The sequence below is a fragment of the Solicola gregarius genome (assembly GCF_025790165.1).
In the GTDB taxonomy this organism is placed as follows: domain Bacteria; phylum Actinomycetota; class Actinomycetes; order Propionibacteriales; family Nocardioidaceae; genus Solicola; species Solicola gregarius.
The window spans coordinates 1,498,143-1,522,788 of the sequence record NZ_CP094970.1; the positions used below are offsets into that span (position 1 = coordinate 1,498,143).

Annotated in this window: 28 protein-coding genes; 11 read left to right on the plus strand and 17 right to left on the minus strand. The window is 69.2% G+C overall.

Going from position 1 to position 24,646, the window contains the following annotated elements:
- Positions 1-18 precede the first annotated feature (18 nt).
- Positions 19-513 (minus strand): FABP family protein, encoded by a 495-nt coding sequence (locus L0C25_RS07500; RefSeq protein WP_271635836.1) that lies wholly within the window; start codon positions 511-513, stop codon positions 19-21.
- Between the two features lie 37 nt (positions 514-550).
- On the opposite strand from L0C25_RS07500, the gene L0C25_RS07505 reads away from it, so the two are divergent.
- The 3 genes from L0C25_RS07505 to L0C25_RS07515 all read left to right on the plus strand — a co-directional run bounded on the left by L0C25_RS07505 (position 551) and on the right by L0C25_RS07515 (position 2,623).
- Positions 551-913, plus strand: a complete 363-nt coding sequence (locus L0C25_RS07505; protein WP_271635837.1) for a DsrE family protein — start codon at positions 551-553, stop codon at positions 911-913.
- Positions 914-1,001: 88 nt separating this feature from the next.
- Positions 1,002-1,427 (plus strand): D-aminoacyl-tRNA deacylase, encoded by a 426-nt coding sequence (gene dtd / locus L0C25_RS07510; RefSeq protein WP_271635838.1) that lies wholly within the window; start codon positions 1,002-1,004, stop codon positions 1,425-1,427.
- 113 nt (positions 1,428-1,540) lie between these two features.
- On the plus strand, positions 1,541-2,623 hold the full coding sequence (locus L0C25_RS07515; protein ID WP_271635839.1) for an LCP family protein: 1,083 nt from the start codon (positions 1,541-1,543) through the stop codon (positions 2,621-2,623).
- A gap of 21 nt (positions 2,624-2,644) precedes the next feature.
- Here L0C25_RS07515 and L0C25_RS07520 read toward each other — a convergent pair whose 3' ends face one another.
- The 5 genes from L0C25_RS07520 to L0C25_RS07540 form a co-directional block, all read right to left on the minus strand.
- Positions 2,645-3,259 carry a hypothetical protein gene (locus L0C25_RS07520; protein WP_271635840.1) on the minus strand — a complete coding sequence of 205 codons (615 nt, stop codon included), beginning with the start codon at positions 3,257-3,259 and terminating at the stop codon, positions 2,645-2,647.
- Positions 3,260-3,394: 135 nt separating this feature from the next.
- The gene (locus tag L0C25_RS07525) at positions 3,395-3,691 is read right to left on the minus strand and encodes a DUF1416 domain-containing protein (RefSeq protein ID WP_271635841.1); all 297 of its coding nucleotides are present in this window, start codon (positions 3,689-3,691) and stop codon (positions 3,395-3,397) included.
- Between the two features lie 11 nt (positions 3,692-3,702).
- Positions 3,703-4,551, minus strand: coding sequence for a sulfurtransferase (locus L0C25_RS07530; RefSeq protein ID WP_271635842.1), 849 nt, complete (start codon positions 4,549-4,551; stop codon positions 3,703-3,705).
- 427 nt (positions 4,552-4,978) lie between these two features.
- On the minus strand, positions 4,979-5,764 hold the full coding sequence (locus tag L0C25_RS07535; protein ID WP_271635843.1) for a hypothetical protein: 786 nt from the start codon (positions 5,762-5,764) through the stop codon (positions 4,979-4,981).
- 20 nt (positions 5,765-5,784) lie between these two features.
- On the minus strand, positions 5,785-6,063 hold the full coding sequence (locus L0C25_RS07540; RefSeq protein ID WP_271635844.1) for a MoaD/ThiS family protein: 279 nt from the start codon (positions 6,061-6,063) through the stop codon (positions 5,785-5,787).
- Positions 6,064-6,137: 74 nt separating this feature from the next.
- Between L0C25_RS07540 and L0C25_RS07545 the strand changes: the two genes are divergently transcribed.
- The 3 genes from L0C25_RS07545 to mshD are packed head-to-tail and all read left to right on the plus strand — an operon-like array spanning position 6,138 to position 8,537.
- On the plus strand, positions 6,138-6,863 hold the full coding sequence (locus L0C25_RS07545) for a winged helix-turn-helix transcriptional regulator (RefSeq protein WP_271635845.1): 726 nt from the start codon (positions 6,138-6,140) through the stop codon (positions 6,861-6,863).
- A 25-nt stretch (positions 6,864-6,888) separates the two neighbouring features.
- Positions 6,889-7,614: a DNA alkylation repair protein gene (locus L0C25_RS07550; RefSeq protein WP_271635846.1), complete on the plus strand. Its 726-nt coding sequence runs from the start codon at positions 6,889-6,891 to the stop codon at positions 7,612-7,614.
- A 32-nt stretch (positions 7,615-7,646) separates the two neighbouring features.
- Positions 7,647-8,537 carry a mycothiol synthase gene (gene mshD / locus L0C25_RS07555; RefSeq protein WP_271635847.1) on the plus strand — a complete coding sequence of 297 codons (891 nt, stop codon included), beginning with the start codon at positions 7,647-7,649 and terminating at the stop codon, positions 8,535-8,537.
- A 129-nt stretch (positions 8,538-8,666) separates the two neighbouring features.
- On the opposite strand, the gene L0C25_RS07560 is transcribed toward mshD, so the two are convergent.
- Positions 8,667-9,704 carry an alpha/beta hydrolase gene (locus L0C25_RS07560; protein WP_271635848.1) on the minus strand — a complete coding sequence of 346 codons (1,038 nt, stop codon included), beginning with the start codon at positions 9,702-9,704 and terminating at the stop codon, positions 8,667-8,669.
- Positions 9,705-9,770: 66 nt separating this feature from the next.
- On the opposite strand from L0C25_RS07560, the gene L0C25_RS07565 reads away from it, so the two are divergent.
- Complete coding sequence (locus L0C25_RS07565; RefSeq protein WP_271635849.1) at positions 9,771-11,972, plus strand: RNA degradosome polyphosphate kinase; 2,202 nt, start codon at positions 9,771-9,773, stop codon at positions 11,970-11,972.
- A gap of 239 nt (positions 11,973-12,211) precedes the next feature.
- Here L0C25_RS07565 and L0C25_RS07570 read toward each other — a convergent pair whose 3' ends face one another.
- From L0C25_RS07570 to L0C25_RS07585, 4 genes are all read right to left on the minus strand, one after another.
- Positions 12,212-13,006: an exodeoxyribonuclease III gene (locus L0C25_RS07570; protein WP_271635850.1), complete on the minus strand. Its 795-nt coding sequence runs from the start codon at positions 13,004-13,006 to the stop codon at positions 12,212-12,214.
- 13 nt (positions 13,007-13,019) lie between these two features.
- The gene (gene cds1, locus L0C25_RS07575; RefSeq protein ID WP_271635851.1) at positions 13,020-14,111 is read right to left on the minus strand and encodes an L-cysteine desulfhydrase Cds1; all 1,092 of its coding nucleotides are present in this window, start codon (positions 14,109-14,111) and stop codon (positions 13,020-13,022) included.
- Positions 14,092-14,358, minus strand: a complete 267-nt coding sequence (locus tag L0C25_RS07580) for a DUF4229 domain-containing protein (protein WP_271635852.1) — start codon at positions 14,356-14,358, stop codon at positions 14,092-14,094. The genes cds1 and L0C25_RS07580 overlap by 20 nt, the downstream gene beginning before the upstream one ends.
- A 90-nt stretch (positions 14,359-14,448) precedes the next feature.
- Positions 14,449-15,402, minus strand: a complete 954-nt coding sequence (locus L0C25_RS07585; RefSeq protein WP_271635853.1) for a threonine ammonia-lyase — start codon at positions 15,400-15,402, stop codon at positions 14,449-14,451.
- A gap of 87 nt (positions 15,403-15,489) precedes the next feature.
- On the opposite strand from L0C25_RS07585, the gene L0C25_RS07590 reads away from it, so the two are divergent.
- Positions 15,490-15,828, plus strand: a complete 339-nt coding sequence (locus L0C25_RS07590; protein ID WP_271635854.1) for a PLD nuclease N-terminal domain-containing protein — start codon at positions 15,490-15,492, stop codon at positions 15,826-15,828.
- Positions 15,829-15,969: 141 nt separating this feature from the next.
- Here the strand turns inward: L0C25_RS07590 and ccsB are convergent, their stop codons facing one another.
- From ccsB to hemL, 6 genes are read right to left on the minus strand one after another with little or no spacing between them, the layout of a single operon-like run.
- Positions 15,970-16,968 (minus strand): c-type cytochrome biogenesis protein CcsB, encoded by a 999-nt coding sequence (gene ccsB / locus L0C25_RS07595; RefSeq protein WP_271635855.1) that lies wholly within the window; start codon positions 16,966-16,968, stop codon positions 15,970-15,972.
- Complete coding sequence (gene resB, locus L0C25_RS07600) at positions 16,965-18,563, minus strand: cytochrome c biogenesis protein ResB (protein ID WP_271635856.1); 1,599 nt, start codon at positions 18,561-18,563, stop codon at positions 16,965-16,967. The genes ccsB and resB overlap by 4 nt, the downstream gene beginning before the upstream one ends.
- On the minus strand, positions 18,563-19,309 hold the full coding sequence (locus L0C25_RS07605) for a cytochrome c biogenesis CcdA family protein (RefSeq protein ID WP_271635858.1): 747 nt from the start codon (positions 19,307-19,309) through the stop codon (positions 18,563-18,565). The genes resB and L0C25_RS07605 overlap by 1 nt, the downstream gene beginning before the upstream one ends.
- Positions 19,309-19,887: a TlpA family protein disulfide reductase gene (locus tag L0C25_RS07610; protein ID WP_271635859.1), complete on the minus strand. Its 579-nt coding sequence runs from the start codon at positions 19,885-19,887 to the stop codon at positions 19,309-19,311. Before L0C25_RS07610 ends, L0C25_RS07605 begins: the two co-directional genes overlap by 1 nt.
- Before the next feature lie 6 nt (positions 19,888-19,893).
- The gene (locus tag L0C25_RS07615; protein ID WP_271636802.1) at positions 19,894-20,523 is read right to left on the minus strand and encodes a histidine phosphatase family protein; all 630 of its coding nucleotides are present in this window, start codon (positions 20,521-20,523) and stop codon (positions 19,894-19,896) included.
- A 59-nt stretch (positions 20,524-20,582) separates the two neighbouring features.
- On the minus strand, positions 20,583-21,917 hold the full coding sequence (gene hemL / locus L0C25_RS07620; protein ID WP_271635860.1) for a glutamate-1-semialdehyde 2,1-aminomutase: 1,335 nt from the start codon (positions 21,915-21,917) through the stop codon (positions 20,583-20,585).
- Positions 21,918-22,105: 188 nt separating this feature from the next.
- On the opposite strand from hemL, the gene L0C25_RS07625 reads away from it, so the two are divergent.
- From L0C25_RS07625 to L0C25_RS07635, 3 genes are read left to right on the plus strand one after another with little or no spacing between them, the layout of a single operon-like run.
- Entirely contained in the window at positions 22,106-22,477 is a 372-nt protein-coding gene (locus tag L0C25_RS07625; protein WP_271635861.1) for a hypothetical protein, read from the plus strand.
- Positions 22,477-23,802, plus strand: coding sequence for a lytic murein transglycosylase (locus L0C25_RS07630; protein ID WP_271635862.1), 1,326 nt, complete (start codon positions 22,477-22,479; stop codon positions 23,800-23,802). Before L0C25_RS07625 ends, L0C25_RS07630 begins: the two co-directional genes overlap by 1 nt.
- A 57-nt stretch (positions 23,803-23,859) precedes the next feature.
- On the plus strand, positions 23,860-24,582 hold the full coding sequence (locus tag L0C25_RS07635; RefSeq protein ID WP_271635863.1) for an ICP22 family protein: 723 nt from the start codon (positions 23,860-23,862) through the stop codon (positions 24,580-24,582).
- Positions 24,583-24,646 lie beyond the last annotated feature (64 nt).

Here is a 24,646-nt window from a genome sequence, read left to right on the forward strand (position 1 = left end):
ACGCCCGCGCGGCGCGTCTCACGCGCGCTTCAGCTGACCCCAGGTGTGCGACTGCATCGGGTTGCCGTCGTAGGCCATGTCGTACGCGTACATCAGGTCGCCTTCGACGAGGCCGTACATCCGCTGCGCGCCGGTGTACTCGGTCGCGGTGTTCGTCCGTGCGACCAGGTCGGTGTTCATGGTGATGCGCGGCCCTTCGATGGTGCCGTACCAGACCTCCGCGTACCCGGTCGGATGCGCGAGGACCATCTCGACCTCGCCGTCGCCCGCCGGGCGCACGAACCCGGTCTCGATCGGCCCCGGCCCCGTACGCTCACCGTCGTCGTCGGTGAGCCAGGTGCGGCTGAAGTAGTGCAGGAACGCCCGGGTGTCGTGAGCGAACACGACGTCCTGTTCGAACGTGAACGGGTCGATCCCAGGGTACTCGCCGCGACCGTTGCCGTGCCACGGCCCGAGCAGCCAGGCGAACGCCACCAGGTCGGGATGGAGGTCTTCGGGGATTTCGAAAGCCATAGTGAGTCAGCCTAGTGGCCCACGTAGCCTCTGCCGTATGAGCCGATCCCTCGTCATCAAGGTCACCGCGGGCGCCGACGCCGCCGAACGGTGCAACCAGGCGTTCACGGTCGCGGCCGCCGGAGTCGCGGCCGGGGCCGACGTCTCACTGTGGCTCACGGGTGAGTCGGCATGGTTCGCGCTGCCGGGTCGGGCCGCCGAGTTCGAGCTGCCGCACGCCGCTCCGCTGGGCGAACTGCTCGCCGGCGTACTCGCGGGCGGCCGAGTCACGCTGTGTACGCAGTGCGCGAAACGCCGCGACATCGGCCCGGACGACGTGCTCGACGGCGTACGCATCGCGGGCGCGCCGGCGTTCGTGGAGGAAGCTCTGCGCGAGGACGCCCAGGCGCTGGTCTACTGAGCCCCGCTGGCCCGCACGTTTCAGCCCCGATCTCGGCAAATCTGGGGCTGAAACGTGCGGCTCACGGGGGCGGCGGCAGAATATGCGCATGCGAGCCGTCGTACAGCGGGTGACCCGCGCCCGCGTGACCGTCGACGACGAGGTCGTCGGAGCCATCGACGGGCCGGGTCTGCTCGTGCTGCTCGGCGTCACGCACGACGACGGCCGGGCGCAGGTCGAGCGGCTCGCGGCCAAGGTCTGGAGCCTGCGCATCATGCGCGACGAGAAGTCGGCGTCGGATCTCGGCGCGCCGATCCTGGTCGTGAGCCAGTTCACGCTGTACGGCGATGCGCGTAAGGGACGACGGCCGACCTGGAACGCCGCGGCGCCGGGCGAGGTGTCCGAACCGCTGTACGAAGCGTTCTGTGAACAGCTCCGGTCGCTTGGCGCTAAGGTTGAATCGGGAACTTTCGGGGCGATGATGGCCGTTGAACTCCTGAACGACGGACCAACGACACTGATCCTCGACGCATGACCAATAACCGGGCTCGCGGTCGAGGCATTTGGTACGACCCGGCACAATGGTGTGCGGCCTACCGGTGGTAACGCGGACACCCGGCCCCATGTACATCGGATGAGCAGGAGCACATGAGCAGCCCACCCACGGCAGGGCCGGACACAGATCCGCCCACAGCTGCCGCGGATGCGCCTGCGGAGGGCCGGCATCGCGCGGAGAAGGCGCACGGCTGGATCAGGCGCCACAAGGTGATCACGTCGCTGATCCTGGTCGTGCTGATCCTCATCCTGGCGGTCGGCGGGTACGCCCTCTGGCTGAACCTCAAGCTCGGCAACATCGACCGCTTCGACGGCCTCGACGCCGCCGGCAGACCCGACCCGGCGCCCGGTGAGGCCCAGAACATCCTGCTGCTCGGCGAGGACGGCGACGGCGACACCCAGCGCGCCGACACGATCATCCTGGCCCACATCACCGAGGACCGCGACAAGGCGTACCTCGTCTCGATCCCGCGCGACAGCTATGTGGAGATCTACGACGAGCACAACGAGCCGCAGGGCATGAACAAGATCAACGCCGCGTTCTCGTACTACAAGGAGGCGGGCGCCCAGGCGACCGTCGAGCAGCTCACCAACATTCGCGTCGACCACGTCGCGAAGATGAACTGGGAGGGCTTCAAGGACCTCTCGACGGCGCTCGACGGGGTACGGGTCTACATCCCCGAGACCGTCTACGACAGCTCACAGGACTACACCTGGGAGAAGGGCTGGAGGAACGTCGAGGGCAAGATCGCCCTGAAGTACGTGCGCACCCGCCATGGCCTCGACGACGGCGACTTCGGCCGCATCGCGCGCCAGCAGAACTTCATGCGCTCGCTGATGAACAAGCTGATCAACGAGGGCCTGACCAGTCCGACGAAACTGCCCGGTGTGCTCAACGCGATCACCAAGAACCTCGACGTCGACGACAGCTGGTCGAACGGCGACATCCGCGACCTCGCGTTCAACATGCGTGGCCTCGACAGCGAGAACGTCGAGTTCCTCACCGCGCCGCTCGGCGGCTACGACGACACCGACGTCGGCAGCGTGGTGCTGCTGGACAAGCGCAAGTGCCACCAACTGTGGGGCGCCATCCGTGGCGACGGCAAGCTGACGGTCGACGAGTACGCCGAGAAGCACAAGGACGACGCACTCGCCAACCCGAAGGACGTCGACTAGCCGGACGTCGCGCCGAGGGCGTCAGGCGGCCGAGAGGACGTCGATCGTGTCGACTCGGCGCTTGCCCTTCACCCGGTCGAGCCCCAGCTTGAGCGTGCCGAAGCAGCCCTTCCAGGCGCGAGAGGTTGCCGTCCCGGTGCCCGCACCGCCGAGGACCTTCTTCGCCTTGCCGTACGTCATGTCCGGGCGCAGCTTGCGCTTGACCGTCCGCTTCGAGATGCAGCCACGGGAGCCGGCATCGGTCTCATCGGCCGCTACTCGACCGCCGGCTCGTACCAGCGGTGCCTCGACCTGGTAGACGCGCAGCTTGCCCTTGCGCTTCTGTACGTACGCCGACAGGTCGATCTTGCTGCGACAGACGTCCCACACCCGGTAGGTACCGGCCCAGTACGTGCCCTTCATGCCGACCAGGTGGTTGAGGCGCTTGTACGAGACGAACACCCGAGCCCGGCGGACCTGCTTCTTCCCCAGGCACGTGCGCGCCTGGTCGTCGACCGAGCGCGCTTCGGCGGAGGCCGAAAAGCCCGGCAGCTGGGCATGCGACGATCCTTCGCCGTCCGGCGCCGAGGCGTACGCCCCGGTTGCGGTCATCACCAGTCCGGTCGCCACTCCGACGACAGTGACGGTCCTACGCATGGAATCTCCCTCACTCTGCGGTTGTCGGCGGCCAAGCGGCGCCGCTCGACGGCCCAGTATGCCTGCGAGGGGTTCAGTCACGCAGAACGCCCGCCGGCCTCGCACCTGGCGAGACCGGCGGGCGTACGTGGTGGCTCAGACCGTGACGGTGACCTCGGCGACGTCACCCTGCTGCGCGACCACCGACCGGTCGACCGGGTCGACGCGCGGCGCGAGCGTACGCAGCGTCCACTCGCCGGGCGCGGCGAAGAACCGGAACTGGCCGGTTGCGGAGGTCGGCACCTCCGCGGTGAACTCACCGCTGGCGTCGAGCAGCCGGACGTACGCGTTGCTCACCGGCTCGTCGCCGGAGACGACGATGCCCTGGATCACGCTCTGCTTGCTCAGGTCGATGCCCTCGAGCGAGGGTCCGCCCTGCGTTGCTCCGCACATCTGGCTGCTCCTCAGGCGTCGCCGGGCTCGTCGCCGACCGCGACGGGTACGCCGATCAGCGAGCCGTACTCGGTCCACGAGCCGTCGTAGTTCTTCACGTTCGGCTGCTCGAGGATCTCCTTGAGCACGAACCAGGTGTGCGAGCTGCGCTCGCCGATGCGGCAGTAGGCGATGATGTCCTGGTCGAAGTCGACGCCGGCCTCGGTGTAGATCGCGCGGAGCTCGTCGTCGCTCTTGAACGTGCCGTCTTCGTTGGCCGCCTTGCTCCACGGGATGTTCGCCGCGGTCGGGATGTGGCCCGCGCGTTGTGCCTGCTCCTGCGGGAGGTGCGCCGGAGCGAGGAGGCGGCCCGCGAACTCGTCGGGGCTGCGTACGTCGACCAGGCTGCGCTTGCCGATGGCGTCGACGACCTCGTCGCGGAACGCCCGGATGGCGAGGTCCTGCTCCTTGGCCGTATAGCTCGTCTTGGCGCGGTCGGGCACGTCGTCGACGAGCTCGCGGCTGTCGAGCTCCCACTTCTTGCGGCCGCCGTCGAGCAGCAGCACGCTATCGTGGCCGTACAGCTTGAAGTACCAGTACGCGTACGCCGCAAACCAGTTGTTGTTGCCGCCGTAGAGCACGACCGTGTCGTCGTTGGCGATCCCGCGGTCGCTCAGCAGCGCCTCGAACTGTGCCTTGTCGACGAAGTCGCGGCGTACCGGGTCCTGGAGGTCTTCCTTCCAGTCCAGCTTGATCGCACCCTTGATGTGCCCCTTGTCGTACGCAGTGGTGTCCTCGTCGACCTCCACCAGGACGACCTTGTCGTCGTCAAGGCGTTCGTCGACCCAGTCGGACGTGACGAGCGATGCTGCTCGGCTCATGGGTTTCCTCCAAGATTTCTCGCCCGCTCCTGGGGCATGTCGATTGAGGTTGAATCGTCGCCACCGCATCGGCCCGCGTACGCGGACAGGCTGATCGAGCGGGGCAGGTGGCCGATCACGGCCGGGAAGACAGGCGTGGCCTGCTCAGTGCATTCGACACAGCGCCGAGCGCACGCGGCAGTGATCTACCGCGCGGCGCTTGGTGAGCAGCGTCGTATAAGGCATGCGCCCACCATACGTTCCGGTCGCGGGCACCCCGAGGGGGGTCTCATATCGCGGACGCGCGTCTCTCATGTTGGCATCGCTGCACCTTTACCATGTAAACATGGTAAAGGTTCGCTGTGCACGGCAAATTCGCCATGCAAGGCGTACGTTTACCATGTTTACATGGTAAACGTACGTCGGAGCGGTACGCCGCACGTCGCGCTCACAGCACGTAGAACTGGCCGACCAGATACACCAACGGCCCGGCGAGCGCGAGCGGGAGTACCCCCTCGAAGCCGAGCCGGCGCGCGGACTCGGGTGCCCAGCCGGCCGCGGCGAGCCGCCCCACGACCACCGTCAGCGCGGCCGTGACGCCCAGCGCCGCCCCGAAGCCGGTACTCACGCCGTCGTCGACGGCGTACCCGAACGCGCCACCGGCGACCCCACCGATCGCAACCGCAACGATGCCGAGCAACGTACGCGGGCCCGGCACCGTCCAGAGCACCGATGCCGCGGCCGCGCCGGCGGCACCGCTCGCGACGATCGCGTCGCCGTCCGCGAGCTCCGGGATGGTCACCCACATCGACATGCAGATCGCGAGCACGGCCGACGCCGTGGCGTACGACACCGAGGCGACGAGCAGCTCGCGGCCGTCCCGACGGGTCATCTGCATGAACAGCGCCAGCAGCACCGCAACGGCGACTCCCGGCCCGAGCCCGAGCTGGAAACCTGCGGTCGCGGTCGACTCCTCGACGGCGGTCGTACCGTCGGCGCCCACGAGAGTCTCGGGCCGCAACATCAGCCCGGTGGCGACCAATGAGCCCGCCACGACAGGCACCATCGGCCTCGCCGCCACGACCCCGCCACGCCGGTCGGTCGGCGCCGGCAGTGTCGACATCAGCAGCTGTCCGAGTACGACGGCGGCGCCCACCGCGTACACCGATGTGTAGCCCGTGAGCGCGAGGAGCCCACAGAGCACAACGGTCAGAACGCCAGGCCAGATCCGCACACCTCAGATGGTGCCAGACATCAGCCGCCCGCGAACGGCGGCAGCAGCTCGACAGAGGATCCCGCCGGTACGTCGACCGTGGCCGGATCCGAGGTTGTGACCGGCGTGTCACCGATCAGCACGGAGCACATCGCCATCACGTCGGCGAGCCGCGTGTTGCCCGGATGCGCGGCTCGTACGGCCGCGAGGACCTCGGCAAGCGTGCCCGCGGCGACCTGCTGCGACTCCTGTCCCGCCGCGGCACGCGCCGCCGCCCAGAATCGCACCGTCACGTCCCCGGCTCCGCTGCTGTCAGTCACATGGCTTATTCTGGGGCATGCAATGAGGCCCGGGCGAGCAGCCCTGGGCCTTTCATGCTTTCTGGAGGCCTGTCGTGTCGACCCTGCTCCTACTGACGAACAGTCATGAGTCGTCCGTGGAGGTGTTACCCGCGCTGGCCCTGCTTCCGCACACGGTGAAGATCCTGCCACCCGATCCGGGCGTGCTCGTCGATGCTCCACCGGTCGACGCAGTGATCATCGACGGCCGTCAAGACCTAGCGCACGTACGCGCCCTGACCCGCATGCTTCGAACGACCGGCTCCGACTCCCCGCTGATCCTCGCCGTCACCGAGGGCGGGCTCGCCGTCGTCGCCGCCGACTGGGGCATGGACGACTTCATCCTCACCACCGCCGGCCCCGCCGAGCTGGAAGCGCGGCTGCGCGTCGGCACCGGTCGCATCGAGGAGGAGCAGGACGATCCGGAGTCGCACCTGATCAAGTCCGGCGGCGTCGTCGTCGACGACGTCACGTACACCGCGAAGCTCGACGGCCGGGTGCTCGACCTGACCTTCAAGGAGTTCGAGCTGCTCAAGTACCTCGCCCAGCATCCCGGCCGGGTCTTCAGCCGCGAGCAGCTGCTGCAGGAGGTGTGGGGGTACGACTACTTCGGCGGTTCACGAACGGTCGACGTGCACGTACGACGGCTGCGCTCCAAGCTCGGCGCCGATAAGGAGTCACTGATCGGCACCGTACGCAACGTCGGTTACCGCTTCGTCGTGCCGACGAACGATTCCAAACGCAAGAAGGCCGCCGAGGGCGCCTCGACGACATCGCGCTGACGGCGGTGCGGCGTACGGTGCGCTCGTGACCGTCGACCAGACCGCCCTCGACATCGTTGTCGCACTCGAGGCGCGCGCCGATCCCGCACGAGCGGAGCGCGAGGCCGCGTACCTGAAGAGCTCGCTGCGACACCTCGGCGTACGCGTGCCGGAGATCCGCTCGATCACCCGCCGCACCATGCGCGAACACGCCGTCACCACCCGCACCGAGGTGGTCGCGCTCGCCGAGGAGCTGTGGGCCGAGCCCGTGCACGAGCGGCGGATGGCCGCGGTCGAGGCCCTGCGGTTCCGGGTCGGTACGCTCACGGTCGACGACCTGACGGCGATCGAGCGGATGCTCCGCGAAGCGAAGACCTGGGCACTGGTGGACTTCCTGTCGTCCGACATCGCCGGCGTGATCGTCGTCGCCTACCCCGACGCCGGCACGATACTCAACCGCTGGGCCGCCGACGACGACTTCTGGATCCGCCGCTCCGCGCTCCTCTCGTTGCTCGTACCCCTGCGCAACGGCGACGGCGACTGGCCGCGCTTCTCCGGGTACGCCGACGCGATGCTGGACGAGCGGGAGTTCTTCATCCGCAAGGCGATCGGCTGGGTCTTGCGCGACACGGCGAAGAAGCGTCCCGATCTGGTCGAGGCCTGGCTGCGGGAACGTCCTGGCCGGGTGCCGGTGCTGGCCGTACGCGAGGCGGTCAAGCCGCTGCCGGAGCGGACGCGTACCGAACTCATCGCCGCGGCCCTCCGCCGCTGACCCGGCTTCGTGGGGCTCGGTACGTTGGGGCGGTGAGCTCATCCGATATCTCGGTCGCCGACCATCTCGAACCCGACGACATCGCCGACGTCGACCGGCTGGTCGGCCGCGCGACGACCGCCGACGGCGTGGCCCCGTTGAACGAGCAGTCGCTGCTTCGGCTCCACGACCCGGAGGCGCGCGGCGTGCGACACGTACGCGCGACGTCCGGCGCCGAGCTGATCGGCTATGCGATCGGCGAGCTCGGGCCCGGTGACGAGCCACTGACCGTCGAGTGCGTCGTTGCCTCCGACCACCGTCGGCGGGGCGTCGGCGGACAGCTGGTAGCGGCGATGATCGCGGAGGCCGGCGGTCGACGGACGCTCGCCTGGGCTCATGGCGACCTGCCGGGCTCGGCGGAGCTCGCGACGTCGTCCGGGTTCGAGCGGATACGCATCCTGCTGCGAATGGAAGCGACCCTCGACGGTTCATTCGAGGCGCCGACCGCTCCCGACGGCGTCGTGTTCCGCACGTACCGTCCCGGCAGAGACGACGCGGCCTGGCTCGCCCTCAACGCAAGGGCTTTCGCGAACCATCCCGAGCAGGGCTCCATGACGCAGCGCGATCTCGACCAGCGCGTCGCGTCCGACTGGTTCGATTCCGACGGCTTCTTCCTCGCCGAGCGCGACGGCGAGCTGATCGGGTTCCACTGGACGAAGGTGGCCGACGGAGTCGGCGAGGTGTACGTGGTCGGCGTCGATCCCGATGCGCAGGGCCTCGGCCTCGGCTCGGCACTCACCCGGCTCGGCCTCGTACACCTGCAGGGGCGCGGCCTTCGTACCGTCGACCTCTACGTCGAGGGCGACAACGAGCCCGCGCTCGCCGTCTATCGCCGGCTCGGGTTCGCCGAGGCCGCGCGCGACGTGATGTACGCACGTGGGTGAGTCGCGTGCTGGTGGTTGCAGCGATACCAAGTTCACTTGGTGTCGCTGCACTTCCCCAGGCGTCGATGCCTAGTGTCGTGGGCTATACCAAGTGAACTTGGTATCGCCGACCCGGCGCCCGGCGCAAAGTCAGCCGCCCAAGCCGCGGCGCAGAGCGGCGGCGGCCCGCGCCATCGCGGCGGGCGCGCTGCGGCCGACGGCGACCATGTTCGCGAACGAGTGGATCAGCCCGCGCTCGCAGACGTACTCGACCTCGACGCCGGCGTCGCGTAGCGCATCGGCGTACGCCTTGCCCTCGTCTCGCAGCGGGTCGAACCCGGCGGCGGCGAGGTACGTCGGCGCGAGCCCGTCGAGCTTTCCGTGCAGGGGCGAGAGTCGCGGGTCAGCGCGGTCCGCGAAGTCCTGGAGGTAGAGCTCCTCGGCCAGGTCCATGAACCGCCTGCTGAGGTAGAAGCCCTCGTCGTACGCGCGCCGGCTCGGCCTCTCGGTGACGAAGTCCGTCGCCGGATAGATCAGCAGCTGGAACGCCGGCCCGGCCGACCCCGCCCGCTGTTGCGCGACGACCGTCGCGAGGTTGCCGCCGGCGCTGTCGCCGCCGACCGCGATCCGCGACGGGTCGACCCCGACGCCCTCGGCGTGCTCGGAGAGCCAGTCGTACGCCGCGAGCGCGTCATCGACGGCGGCCGGAAACGGCGCCTCCGGCGCGAGCCGGTAGTCGACCGCGATCACTCGTACGCCGGCCCGCTCGGCAAGGAATCTGCAGACCGCGTCATGGCTCTCCAGGTCGCCGTAGATCCAGCCACCGCCGTGGTAGAAGACGAGTGCCGGTCCGGCGGCCGTGACACCGCGCGGCGTGTAGAGGCGCAGCCGAAGCCGACCGCCCGGCCCATCGATGTCGCGGTCGGTGACGCTCCCGATCGGCAGGTGCCCACCGACCATGCGCGCTCCCGTCACGAGCGCCATGCGCGCCTCCGGGAGTGGGCGTTCCTCCGCCGGCGGTCCCTCGAGCCTCTCGAGCGACAGGATCAGCTGCATCTCCGCGTCGAGCTCGACACCTTCACGCTCGATCGGGCGACCGGCGAGCAGTCGTACGACGGGCGGCGGCAGGGCGAGGAGTCCGCGCAGCGCGGCGCCCTTCACCTCGGTGACGATCCGAGAAAGCGACATGACGCAGGAGAATAGCGGCCCGTCGAACTTTACCGAACGTTCACCCGCAGATGACATCATCGGACCATGCCCGACGACCTCGCCATCGAGTCCGCCGTTGTCGACACCACCGACGCACCCGTCGACACCGCGCCGGCCAGGGAGTCGTTCGATGTCGAGCCGCCGTACGACACCGCTGCGGGCGACCTGCCCGACGACAGGTTCCTCGACCGCGAGCTTTCCTGGTTGACGTTCAACGAACGCGTCCTCGAGCTTGCCGAAGATCCCGAGCAGCCGCTGCTCGACCGGGTCCGGTTCCTCTCCATCTTCGCCAGCAACCTCGACGAGTTCTTCATGGTGCGCGTGGCGGGCCTGAAGCGTCGCATCGCCGCCGGCGTCGCGGTACGCGCGGCCAGCGGACTCCGCCCGCGCGACGTACTCGAGTCCGGTCTACGTACGAGCCACGACCTGATGCTGAGGCAGGGCGAGCTGTTCCGCACCGAGATAGTGCCCGCACTCACCACGGCCGGAATCGAGCTGGTGCGCTGGGGCGACCTGACCGAGGCCGAGCGCACGGACGCGAGCGTCGTCTACAGCGATCGCGTGTACCCCGTGCTCACGCCACTGGCCGTCGACCCCGCGCACCCGTTCCCGTACATCTCGGGACTGTCTCTCAACCTCGCGGTGGTGATCCGCAACCCCGAGACGGACAAGGAACACTTCGCCCGGGTCAAGGTGCCGCCGATCTTCTCCCGCTGGGTGGAGGTCGCGCCCGAGCGGTTCGTACCCCTCGAGGACGTCATCGCCGCACACCTCGACGTGCTGTTCCCGGGCATGGAGGTCGTCGCACACCACGCGTTCCGGGTCACCCGCAACGAGGACCTCGAGGTCGAGGAGGACGACACCGAGAACCTCCTCAAGGCACTCGAGCAGGAGCTGCTCCGCCGCAAGTTCGGCCCGCCGGTACGCCTCGAGGTCGAAGACTCCATCGACCCGGAGATCCTCGACCTGCTCGTCAAGGAGCTCGGCGTCACCGACGCCGAGGTGTTCCGCCTCCCGGGTCCGCTCGACCTCCGCAGCCTGGTGGAGATCGCCGACCTCGACCGCTCGGAGCTGAAGTTCGAGCCGTACGTACCCGCCACGCATCCGGATCTCTCGGAGGTCGAGTCCGCGAGCCCCGTCAACATGTTCGCCGCCCTCGCGCGTCGCGACGTGCTCGTCCAGCACCCGTACGACTCGTTCGCGACGAGCGTCCAGCGGTTCATCGAGCAGGCCGCTGCCGATCCGCGCGTACTCGCCATCAAGCTGACCCTCTACCGGACGTCCGGCGACTCCCCCATCGTCGACGCGCTGATCGATGCCGCGCAGGCCGGCAAGCAGGTGCTCGTACTCGTCGAGATCAAGGCTCGCTTCGACGAACAGGCCAACATCGGCTGGGCGCGCAAGCTCGAGGAGGCCGGATGCCATGTCGTGTACGGCCTGCTCGGACTCAAGACACACTGCAAGCTCGCGCTCGTCGTACGCGACGAGCCCTCCGGCCTGCAACGGTACGCACACATCGGCACCGGCAACTACAACCCGAAGACCGCACGCGTCTACGAGGATCTCGGGCTGCTCACCGCAAACGCTGAGATCGCCGACGACCTCACCGACCTCTTCAACAACCTGTCGGGCTACTCACGCAACACCGAGTACGCGCGGTTGCTGGTCGCTCCCAGCGGCGTACGCGACGGGCTGCTCGACCAGATCGGCTACGAGGTCGACCACCACCGCGCGGGCCGGCCCGCGTACATCCGGCTGAAGGTCAACGCGCTCGTCGACGAGACGACGATCGACGCACTGTTCGAGGCCTCACGCGCGGGAGTACCGATCGACATCGTCGCCCGGGGCATCTGCGCGCTGCGCCCGGGCGTGCCCGGGTTGTCGGAGACCATCCGCGTACGCAGCATCCTCGGCCGGTTCCTCGAGCACAGCCGGGTGTTCTGGTTCGCCGGCGGTGGTGACCCGCGGGCGTGGATCGGCTCTGCCGACCTGATGCATCGCAACCTCGACCGCCGGGTCGAGACGCTCGTTCGCATCCCCAGCGAGGAACACGTACGCGAGCTCGGCAGCCTGCTGGAGCTCGCGATGGCCGACCGGACCTCCGCATGGCATCTCGCGGCCGACGGCACGTGGGAGCGCCGGCACCTCGCAGCCGACGGCACGCCCCTCGACGACCTCCAGGAGATGCTGATCGCGCGCGCGAAGGGCCGCAAGGCCGACGCCGCGGCCGCGGCCCGGCGGGCTTGACGCTGGGTTGCGACCGGTGCGTCCCCGGTCGCAACGCTTGGCGACCTGTGCGTCCCCGATCGCAACGCTTTGCGACCTGTGCGTCCCCGATCGCAACCTTTTGCGACCGGGGCGTCGTGGCTCGCTACCTAGTGGAGCTGGGCGTCCCCGATCGCAAACCGAAAGACGGCTGGGCGTCCCCGATCGCAAACCGAAAGAAGGCTGGGCGTCCCCGATCGCAAACGCCGCAATCCGCGCAGCTAGGCGGCGTAGTCGACGACCACCGGCGCGTGGTCGCTCCAACGCTGCGCGTACGTCGGTGCACGATCGACAACGACGGGGCCCGCGAGCGACGCCAGCTCGGGAGTCGCGAGCTGGTAGTCGATTCGCCAACCCGCGTCGTTGTCGAACGCCTTGCCACGGTACGACCACCACGTGTAAGGACCGTCAACCGCCCCGGCGAAGTCACGACCGACGTCGATCCAGCCCAGCTCGTCCCGGATGCGGTCGAGGTACGCACGCTCGGTGGGCAGGAAGCCGGACTTCTTCAGGTTTCCCTTCCAGTTCTTGATGTCGCGCTCCGTGTGGCCGATGTTCAGGTCGCCGACCACGAGCGCGTAGTCGCAACGCTCGCGGAGCTCGCGCATCCGAACGAGCATCGCGTCGAGGAAGCGGTACTTCTCGTCCTGCAGCGGCGTACCGGGCTCGCCGGTGTGCACGTACGCCGAGGCAACCGCCAGGCGCTTGCCGCTCGGCAGCGCGATCTCGGACTCCACCCAGCGGCCGGAGTCGTCGAAATGCGCGTCGCCGACGCCGATCCGCGTCGTCGACGGACTCGTACGCGTGGCGACGAGCACCCCGGCGCGCCCCTGCGCCGCCGCCTCGGTGTGCGCTACCTGCCACTCGCCGCCGAGCAGGTCGCGTACGACGTCGTCGGGCGCGCGCACCTCCTGCATGGCGAGTACGTCGGGCCTCCACCGGGTGAGCCATTCACCCATGCCGCGACGATATGCGGCACGGATTCCGTTGACGTTGACCGACGCGATGCGAACCACGTACGCGATGGTGTCAGGCCGGATCACCCGTCCACACGCCGGTGTCGGAGAACTTCTCGAGCACGGACGTGTACGGCGCGATGTCGATGCCGTGCTCGGCGAGCCAGCCGTCGTCGTAGTACGTGCCGGCGTACCGGTCGCCACCGTCGCACAGCAGCGTGACGATGCTGCCTTGCCCACCGGCGGCTCGCATCGACGCGAGTACGCCGAGCACACCCCACATGTTGGTGCCCGTCGACGGGCCGACGGACCGCCCGGTCACGGTCGAGCACCAGCGCATGGCGGCGATCGACGCAGCATCGGGCACGCGCACCATGTCGTCGATGACGTCACCGACGAACGACGGCTCGACCCGTGGCCGGCCGATGCCCTCGATCCGCGACGGCATACCGGTCGTCCAGTCGGAGGTGTCGTGGGTCCAGCCGTCGAGGAACGCGGAGTTCTCCGGGTCGACCACGAGCACCCGGGTCGGCTGGCAGCGATACCGGATGTAGCGGCCGATCGTCGCCGACGTGCCGCCCGTGCCGGCGCCGACCACGATCCAGGTCGGTACCGGGTGCGGCTCGTGGCTCAGCTGCTCGAAGATCGACTCCGCGATGTTGTTGTTGCCGCGCCAGTCGGTCGCCCGCTCGGCGTACGTGAACTGGTCCATGTAGTGGCCGCCGCACTCCTCGGCGAGCCGGCGCGCCTCGTCGTACATCTCGGGGGGACGGTCGACGAGGTGGCAGCGTCCGCCGTGCCACTCGATCAGCTCGACCTTCGACGCGCTGGTCGACCTCGGCATCACCGCCACGAACGGCAGGCCGAGCAGCCGCGCGAAGTACGCCTCGCTGACGGCCGTCGATCCGCTCGACGCCTCGATGATCGTCGTCTCGGGCCCGATCCAGCCGTTGCACAGCGCGTACAGGAACAGCGACCGGGCGAGGCGGTGCTTCAGGCTCCCGGTCGGGTGCACCGACTCGTCCTTGAGGTAGAGGTCGACGCCCGCGGGGCCCGGCAGCGGGAACCGATGCAGGTGGGTGTCGGCGCTGCGGTTGGCGTCGGCCTCGACGGCCCGTACCGCCCGATCGATCCAACGCCGGTCCTCAGTCGACGTCTTCGGCACCGCGCGACTCCTCGAACCGCTGCGACATCCGCTCGGCGCGGTCCTGGACGCGCGCGGCCAACCGCTCGCGGAGGCCGCGCAGCAGCACGATGCCCGCGGCCGCGGAGATGACGAGCGCGACGAGCATCGTCCACAAGACGTTGAGCGAGTTCCACTCCAGCCAGCTGAACCCGGCGAGCCACACGAGTCCGAACGCGGCCAGGAACAGGCCGAATCTCGCGAGCGTATAGGCGACGAATGGGTTCACGTCAAAAGGGTAGCCCCGCAGCACGTACGGCCGGTCGTCGGGCCGACAGCGCGTCGGCGGCGATCCGACGGCGACCGGCGCGGCAGCAGCTCAGCCGAGCACACCGGCGAGCACGGCCGGGTCGACGTTGCCGCCGGAGACGATCGCAACCGTCGTACCCCCCGGCAGGTCGGCGCTCCGCTCGACGTACGCCGCCGCGGCGACGGCACCCGACGGCTCGGCGACGACGCGCGCGCGAGTGGCGATCTCGCGCATGGCCGCACGGATCGCGTCTTCACTCACGGTGACGACACCGTCGACGTACTGCTCGATGTGCGCCCAGTTGAGATCGCCCACGCTCGCCCCGCGCAGGCCGTCGGCGACGGTACGCGCGGTCCGGTCGGTCGACCAGGACACCTTGCTGCCGGCCGCGAATCCCTCGGCGAGGTCGCCCGCCAGCTCCGGCTCGACCCCGATGACGCGCACATCGGGGCGCCGGGCCTTGACAGCGGCTGCGACTCCGGAGATCAGTCCCCCACCGCCGACCGGCACGAGCACGGTGGCGAGATCGGGCACCTGGTCGACGATCTCGAGCCCGACCGTGCCCTGACCCGCGATGATCCGCAGGTCGTCGAACGGCGGGACGATCTCGGCGCCCGTACGCTCCGCGATCGCCGCGCACGTCGAGGCGCGCTCGTCGATCGGGACCATCACGATCTCCGCGCCCCATTGCCGGGTGGCGTCGACCTTCACCTGCGCGGCGCCTTCGGGCATCACCACGGTCGCGCGTACGCCGGCCGCGGTCGCCGCGAACGCCACGGCCTGACCGTGGTTGCCCGACGAGTGGGTGACGACACCGGCCGCACGCTGCTCGTCGGTGAGCCCGCCGATCGCGTTGCTGGCACCGCGGAGCTTGAACGCCCCCGTCGGTTGCAGGCACTCCGCCTTGACCCAGAGCGAGCCACGCCCGTCCTTGGCCGCGAGCGGCAGGACGGGCGTACGCAGGCAGGTGTCTGCCACGGCCTTGGTGGCCGTCTCGATTGCGTGAATGTCGACGAGCTCCATGCCCACAGCCTGCCAGGCGAACCCAACGCGGCCGAATTGATACCCGTAGGTTAGGCGCAGGTTGCCCGGGCGGCATAGTCTGGAGGCGTGGGCAAGGCACTCCTCGTCATCTCGGTCCTGGTGTTGACGATCTACGCGTTCTACGACGTGCTCGCGACGCCGAAGGGTGCCGCACGTCGGATGCCGAAGTGGGCGTGGGCAGTCCTTGCGTTCGTTCCCGTCATCGGCCCGATCCTGTGGCTCTGCTTCGGGCGCCCGCGGCGCCGCGCCATGCCACAGCGACGCCCCCGCGACAACGCCAGCGGGCCCGACGACGACCCGGACTTCCTGCGCGATTTGAACCGCAACCCCGAGGACGTACTCGAGGAGTGGGAGAAGGAGTACCGCCGCAAGCGGCGCGCCCACGGCGAAGATCCCGAGCGGTAGCCGGGGATGATAACGGCATTTCCCGCAGGTTGAGCAGACGCCGGCCACGGCGAAGGGGCAGGTAGCCACGGCCGAGATCGGAGCGCGTGCCACCCCTGAGCATCCGACCGCAACTCGATTCGGCGGCGGTCAACCCCGCTTCTACTTCGCGTACGAGTGCATCCCGTCGATGAACAGGTTGACGCCGACGTAGTTGAACATGAACGTCGCGAACGCGACCAGCGCGAGGATCGCCGCCGCCTTGCCCTTCCACCCCGCGGTCGCCCGTGCGTGCAGGTAGCAGGCGTACGCAACCCAGGTGATGAAGGCCCAGACCTCCTTGGGATCCCAGCCCCAGGCACGCCCCCACGCGTGGTACGCCCAGATCGGCCCGGCGATGAGCGCGGCGAACGTGTAGAGGGGGAACGCGAAGGCGTGGATGCGGTACGACAGGCGATCCATCTTCGCCGCGGTCGGCAGCCGCCAGATGTAGCCCTCGCGGTCGTCGATGTCGGGTGTCTTCGCCTCTGCCCGCGCCCGGACGAGATAGAGCACCGACAACGCGGCGCCGATCGCGAAGGCACCCGCCGAGATCATCGCGGCGATGACGTGGATGACGAGCCAGTACGAGTCGAGCGCGGGCACCAGCGGCCCGGCCGGGACGTACACCAGCATCGAGAGTCCGAGCACGATCACCGCGAAGGCGGTGACGATGCCGCCGAGCCAGTTCACATCGGCGAGCTTGACCATCACGAGGAACATGCCGATGACGGCGGTGATGCCGACCATCGAGAACTCGTACATGTTGCCCCACGGCGCCCGGAACTCACCGCTCGCGAGGCTACGCGTGACGACGCCGACCACCAGCAGCGCGAACGCCAGCACGGTGAGCGACAGCCCGATCCGCGCGGCCAACTCGCGCCGGTACTCGGCGTCGGCGGCCGAGGTGTCGTTCGTCGGAGCGACCGACGCGGTCGCACCGGAATCACCGGCCCCGGTCGTGACGAGGGCGCGCTGCGCGGCGCGGTCTCGGCGGCGGGCGCTCGTCACCTGCCGGGTGAACGCCCACTCCGCGATATACGCAAGGCAGGCGAGCGAGAGCACGACCGTCGCCGAGGCGACCGAGTAATTCGAGAAGTTGGCGTACTGCTCGAGGCTCATGTGGCGGCGTCCTCCTGCTTTCCGGTCGACTCCTGCAGCTTCTCGACGAACGCGTCGAGCTCACCTGCGGGGTCACCGCGGGGCACCCGGTCGAGCGCGGCGACCTCAACCACGGTACGCGAGCCGCCGTCGGGCCCGTCGTCGAGGCTCCGCACGCGTACCCAGGTACGTCGCGGGCGTACGTACAGCGACAGCATGAGGCCGAGGAGCCCGATGACGACGCCGGTGAGCGGCACCGTCTGGCCCGGTGTGTCGCCGATCTGGAAGCGCGCGAACTTGCGCAGGTCGACGAACTCGATCGACCCACGGCCATCGGGCAGGTCGACGACCTGACCGAGCGACAGGTTGACCCGGAACGGCTGGCCGTCCTTGCCCTTCAGCTGGGTCAGGTTGTCCTTGTCGAGCGAGTAGACCGACTGGGGCTCGCCGTCGTCCATGCCGAGGTCGCCTGCGTAGGCGAACAGCCCGAGGTTGGGGTTGACCGGTCCGGGGAAGATCGACACCGGCGCCTCGCCGTCCTGCAACGTTGCGGCGGTCGGCAGGAAGAAGCCCTGGAACCCGAGCTGCTCGGGCTTGGCCTCGGGCACCTTGATCACGCCGGACGACGTGTACGTGCCGTCCTCCGGCAGGAACGGCACCGGCCCGTTGTACGTCACCCGCCCCGTGCCGTCCTTGACCTTGACGACTGGCGCGTAGCCCTGCCCGACGAGGAACACCGAGGTGCCGTCGATCTCCAGCGGATGGTTGACGCTGATCTCGAACGGTTCGGGCTCGGCACCGGGCTCGGAGGTGTACGTGCCGTTGGCCTGGAAGTGCTTCGGCGCCCCACGCTGCGGCCCGTCGACCTGGAACTCAGCCTCGAGGGTGTCGAGGTGCACCGTGAACGGGGGCAACTGGTCCTCGGCGAACATCGCACCCGAGGAGATCTCGTCGTACTGCGTGAGCGTGTTGGAGAAGCCGTTGCCCTCGGTGACGATCACGTTGCCGCGGTAGCCGTACAGCCCGCCGGCGGCGACGCCGACGAGCACGACGACGAGCGAGCAGTGGAAGATCAGGTTGCCCGCCTCGCGCAGGTAGCCGTTCTCGGCGCGCAGCTCGCCGTCGACGACGTCGATGCGGGCGCGCTTGCGGCGCAGGATCGCACGCGCGTGCTCGAGCACCGTTTGCGGATCGGCGTCGGTCTGGTACGTACGCGACTCGGGCAGTCGGTCGAACCGACGCGGCGCCTTCGGCGGCCTGGCCCGCAGTGCCCGCCAGTACACACCGAGCCGGGGGACGATGCAGCCCAGCAGCGAGACCATCAGCAGGATGTAGACGGCGGAGAACCACACCGACGTGTACACGCTGAACAGCCCGAGCTTGTCGTACACGGGCGCGAGGTCGGGGTGCTGCAGGAAGTAGCGGTCGACGGCCTGCCGGTCGACGGAACGCTGCGGGACGAGTGACCCTGGTATCGCGGCGAGCGCGAGCAGCAACAGCAGCATCAGCGCCGTACGCATCGAGGTGAGCTGCCGCCACATCCAGCGCAGGAGCTGCCGGGTCGACATCGCCGGTGCCGGGCCGGGGCTCTTCGGTGGTCGCGTCTTCGTCGCCATCAGACCACCGTCGTCACTGTCGGGAACCACGAGCGGATCTCGAGCACCAGCCAGTCCCACCAACCGGTGACGAGGGCGATGCCGACCAGGATCAGCAGGCCGCCGCCGATGTAGGAGATCAGCTGCTGGTGCCGTCGTACCCAGCCGACGGCGCCCATGAAGCGCCGGAAGCCGATGGCCGCCAGGATGAACGGCACGCCGAGCCCGAGGCAGTAGCTCAGCGTCAGCAGCGCGCCGCGGCCGGCGCTCGCTTCGGACATCGACAGCCCGATCACCGCCGCCAGCGTCGGGCCGAGACAGGGGGTCCAGCCGATGCCGAACAGCGCGCCGAGCACCGGTGCGGCGGCGAGGCCGACTGCGGGGACGGCATGGACGCGTACGTCACGCTGCAGGAACGGGATCCAGCCGATGAACGCGACACCGAGGACGATCACCACGATGCCGACCACGATCGAAACCGTGCGCTGGTACTCCTCGAGTCGGAAACCGAGGTGCCCGAACAACGCGCCCTCGGAGACGAACACGAACGAGAAGCCGAGCACGAACAGCACGGCGCCGGCCAGCATACGGCCCCGCCGGGACGACTCGAGATCGGCAGCCGACAGGCCGGTCATGTACGACAGGTAGCCGGGCAGCAGGGGTACGACGCACGGCGAGAAGAACGACACGAGTCCGGCGACCAGCGCGACCGGGATCGCCAGCACGAGCGCGCCGGACACGGCGGTCTCACCGAACCACGTACCCATCAGGAGTCGGCCTGTACGTCCTCGACGAGACCGATCAGGGTCGACGCGGTCGTCTCGCCGCGTACCTGTGCGGCGACGCGCCCCTGGTCGTCGATCACCCACGTCGTCGGTACGCCCGGCGCCGGCATGCTGTCGACGAAGCGCAGCACCTGCTCGCCGTCGTAGTCCTGGATCGTCGGGAACTCGAAGCCCGCCTGCTTGGCGAACTGCACGTCCTGCGACGGAGCGCCCTCACCGGCCTGGCTCTTCGTGGCGAGCCCGAGGAACTGCACGTTCTTCGACTCCAGCTCGTCGGCCGCCTCGACCAGCTCGGGTGCCTCCTTGCGGCACGGCCCGCACCACTGGCCCCAGACGTTCACGACGATCGTCTTGTCGGCGAAGTCGTCGGTCGAGACCTGCTTGCCCTCGAGGCTCTCGCCCTCGAGCGTCGGCGCGTCCTCCCGATCGGCCGCGTCGACCCGGGTGATGCTGCCGTCGCCGCTGATGAACCCAGTGTCGCCGCCCTCGGCGGTCGAACAGCCGGCAACGGCGACGAGAAGCGCCGCAGCAACCACAAGGCGTCGGACTGGGAATCGCACGGGGGGTTACGCACCTGCCGTGAAGCTGTCGGCGACCTTCGGGGTCAGCAGGTCGCGCGCGGGCTCGTTGTACGTGAGCGAGACGATGCGCTCACCGTCGTACTCGACGGACGTGACGCTCGCGAGCGAGCACTGCCGACGGCGCGGGTCGTGCGCGAACCGGCGGCCCTCGATGGCCATCCGCGCGGTCCAGACCGGCAGCTGGTGCGAGACGATCAGTGCCTCGTGTCCTTCCGCGGCATCGCGCGCGTCGGACATCGCGGCCAGCATGCGGGCGGCGATCTCGGTGTACGGCTCTCCCCACGACGGCCGCATCGGGTTGCGCAACAGCCACCAGACGCTCGGGTGGCGAAGGGAGCCGTCTCCGACGCCGAAGCGTTTGCCCTCGAAGGTGTTGCCCGCTTCGATCACGCGCTCGTCGGTGGTGACGTCGACGCCGAACGCCTTCGCCGACGGCGCAGCCGTCTCCTGGGCCCGCTCGAGCGGCGACGCGACGATGTGCGTGATGTCGGCGTTACGCCCGGTGAGCCACTCGGCCGCCCGGTCGGCCATCTGCTGGCCCAGCTCGGACAGGTGGTAGTCCGGCAGCCGCCCGTACAACACGCCGCGGGGGTTGAAGACCTCGCCGTGGCGCATCAGGTGCACGACGGTGCGGGCGGATGAATCGGTCACTGGGTGCCTCGGTCTTTCGTACGTCAGTGCGCTGGCGGCGCGGCAGCGGCGGCGCGGGCGGCGGCGGGCAGTGCGGCGGCGATGCGCTCGATCGCGCGGTCGTCGTGTGCGGCGGACACGAACCACGACTCGAAGGCGCTCGGCGGCAGGTAGACACCCGCGTCGAGCATCGCGTGGAAGAACGCCTTGTGCTGCTTGACGTTCTGCGCCTGCGCCTGCTCGAAGTCGGTCACCGTATCCGTGCCGTCAACGAAGAAGATGCTGAACAGGTTCCCGGCAGCCTGCGCCACGTGCGGCACTCCCGCCTCGGTCAACGCCTCCGACGCGAGCGTACGCACCTGGCCGGCGACCGCGTCGAGCTGTTCGTACACGGCATCGGTCGCGAGCCGCAGGGTGGTGTAGCCCGCGGTGGTGGCTATCGGGTTGCCCGACAGCGTGCCCGCCTGGTAGACGGGCCCCTCGGGTGCGAGCCGGCTCATCAGGTCGTCGCGGCCGCCGAACGCGGCCGCCGGGAACCCGCCGCCCATGACCTTGCCGAACGTCAGCAGATCGGGCCGCCAGCCCTCGGCGGCGCCGTCGAGGCCCCAGTGACCGGACCTGCTGACCCGGAAGCCGGTCATCACCTCGTCGCTGATGAACAGCGCGCCGTTGCGGGCGCAGGTCTCGCTCAGGAACTTGTTGAACCCGGGCAACGGCGGCACCGCGCCCATGTTTCCGGCGGCCGCCTCGGTGATGACGCACGCGATCTGGTCGCCGTACTCGGCGAACGCCTTCTCGACCGCCGCAGTGTCGTTGTACGGCACCACGATGGTCTGAGCCGTCGATGCTTCGGGGACGCCGGGAGTACCGGGGAGCCCGAAGGTGACGACGCCGGAGCCGGCAGAGACCAGCAGTGAGTCGACGTGACCGTGGTAGCAACCGGCGAACTTCATCACCAGGTCGCGTCCCGTACACCCGCGGGCCAACCGGATCGCGGACATTGTGGCTTCAGTGCCGGACGACACCAGGCGCACCGAGTCGACGGGAGTACGCGTGACGATCTCCTCCGCGAGCAGCACCTCGGGCTCGCTCGGGGTGCCGAAGGATGTGCCGGCGGCCGCGGCTCGCTGCACGGCGTCGATCACCTCGGGGTGGGCGTGCCCCAGCAGCATCGGCCCCCAGGAGCCGACCAGGTCGACGTACTCGGTGCCGTCGACGTCGGTGAGGTACGGTCCGGTGCCGCTGGCCATGAATCGGGGCGTACCCCCGACCGCGCGGAACGCGCGCACGGGTGAGTTGACGCCGCCGGGCGACACCGCTCGGGCACGCTCGAACAGGGCCGCCGAAGCGGGGAAATCGGGAGTGGATTCGGCCGTCACGGCTCCATTGTCGCTGACCGCGGAACCCGTCGTACGCGCGGCCCGTCGTACGTACCGTGGGCCGGGAAGCCGGCCCTGGTCCAGCAAAGTGGTCGGACTCTTAACACATCGGCCGATCCTGACATAGGGTGGCCTTCGGGACCGTTGTCACGGGGAGGCAGCGGCCAATCGAGTCGGGGAGTGGAACCGTGAGGGACGCAGCGGTCAAGGCGAGACGCGGTGGGTCGCATCGATCCACCGGTGTCCGCTGGTGGCAAGCCGTTTCTGCGGTCGTGCCCATCACCCTGGTCGCGAGCGCCTGGGGCATCGCGATCACCGCAACCCCCGCCTCCGACACGATCGACGCGAAGGTCGACGACCACTCCGACCACGGCACCCCGACCGTCACCGACATTCCGACCGACGGGTTCGCCAAGCCGACGTTCGGCAAGGTCAAGAAGCACCAGTCGGCCCTAGCGCCACTGTCCGGCTTCGGCAAGAAGCAGCCGACCGCGACGGCGCTGAAGAGCTCCCCCTCCCGTCGGCCGCGATCGACGCGTACCACGACGCGGCGAAGGTGATGGCCAACGCCAAGGCGTCCTGCAAGCTCGACTGGACGCTCGTCGCCGCGATCGGGCGGGTCGAGTCCGACCACGGCCAGTACGGCGGCAGCCAGATCGACACGACCGGCGACTCCGACCCGAAGATCATCGGCATCCCGCTCGACGGTTCCAACAACACCGCGGCGATCAGCGACACCGATGGCGGCCAGCTCGACGGCGACTCGACCTGGGACCGCGCCGTGGGGCCGATGCAGTTCATCCCGTCGACCTGGGACCTCGTCGGCGTCGACGGCAACGGCGACGGCGTGAAGAGCCCGCACAACATCTACGATGCCGCGCTGGCCACCGCGGTCTACCTGTGCGCGAGCGACGAAGACGTCAGCACCGAGGGTGGCGCGAGCGAGGCGGTCTTCAGCTACAACCACTCCAACGACTACGTCGCGACGGTGCTCGCGATCGCCGACCGGTACAAGGACGGCGACTTCACCGAGACGCCCAGCATCTACCTCCCCGAGACGCCGGACTCCGACGACGAGCTGTTCGACCCCGACACGTACGACCCGGGCCCCGAGAGCGACGGCAACGGCAACGGCAACGGCAACAACTCCGACGGCGACAACGGCTCGGGCGGCAAGAACGAGCTCAAGCCGACGACCTTCGGGCCGGGCGAGACCGGCGACGGCGGCCCGCACCAGATCCAGCCGATCGAGACCGGCGGATCCGGCCACTCCAACGGCCCGGGCCCCGACGAGGTCGGCGCCGCCGAGCCCGAGCACGACAACCAGCTCGAGGAGCAGGTGATCGGGAGCGGGCCGAACTCCGGCAAGCCCACCGACCCGCACGGCACGAACAAACCGGACGAGATCCACGGCTTCGTCGACGACAAGTCACCGAAGAACCACAAGCCCAAGAACGACGGCAAGCCCGACGGTCCCGGCGTCGACATCCGGCCCACCAAGGACGACCCGAAGACCAAGGGCCCCGGTGTCGACGTCAAGCCGACCCAGGATGACCCGAAGACCAAGGACGCGACCAAGCCGAAGGGCGCCCAGTCCGACGTACGCCCCAAGCACCTGGCGACGACCAAGCCCCGCGAAGGCGGCGCGACCGTACGCCCGAAGCACCGTGCCGAGGACACCGAGCAGCGCCCGAAGACCTCCGCCGGCGTAGCCGAAGCGTGCACCGACGGCAGCGAGGAACTGCAGGCCGACGGTACGAAGCTCAGCGAGAAGCAGGCGGACGCGCTGGTCACCGATTGCGTCGACAACTCCTCGGTGGTGTGGTCGCAGACGAGCGGCAACCCGGTCCTCGACTGGATGACCGCCCAGGTCAGCGAGCTCTAGTCGGCGCGGTGCCGTTCCCCGTCCAGGGCGAGCCTCCGACACGCTAGTCTTCCGCGCATGGCGCGGCATGCTTCTACTCCTCGACTGCTGTCCTGGTGGCAGCGACTGGCGATCGCGGTACCCGTTCTGTTGCTCGCGGGTGTCGTCACCATCGCCATCACCCAACGCGACGACACGGCTGCGCCGTCGGACGCCGATATCGCGGGGGCTCCGGTATCCCAGACGACACCGCCGCCGACCGACGGCGACCACTCCGACGCGATCGGCGCGGACTCCGATACCACCACGAGCGCCGGCGACGAGGCCGACACGACGGACGACGAGACCGGCCGCCCCGAACCGCGTGAGACGGGGCCGGCCGACGACCAGATCACCCCGGACGAGGGCTCCGACTCCGACGAGTCCGACCCTGACGAGTCGGGCCCTGACGGCTCCGGAACCGACAACACCGAGTCGCCCGAGACCATCGGCCCCGACTCCGACGACGAGACCGGCACGGCGGACGGCCCGGATTCCGGCAATGACGATGACGAGACGGGGCCGACGACCCCACCTGACGACGACACCGATCCGACGGAGCCACCCGACGAGACGGACACCGTCACGATGGGCGACGCGATCGCCGCATGCCGTGCCGAGATCGGCGCGGGTCACGTCAACAAAGCGGTCCGTACCTGCGCCGACGCGCTCGTCGGTACGCCCGTCTCCCAGCTGCAGTCGAACGTCGCCGACGCGGTCAGTCAGCTGGGCTGCCTGCTCTCCCCGCTCTGCCGTTTCTGACGTCCGGCACGCACCCGCACCGGTCGCCACACCGAAGTCGTGCGTATCGCATGGGCCCGTTGGG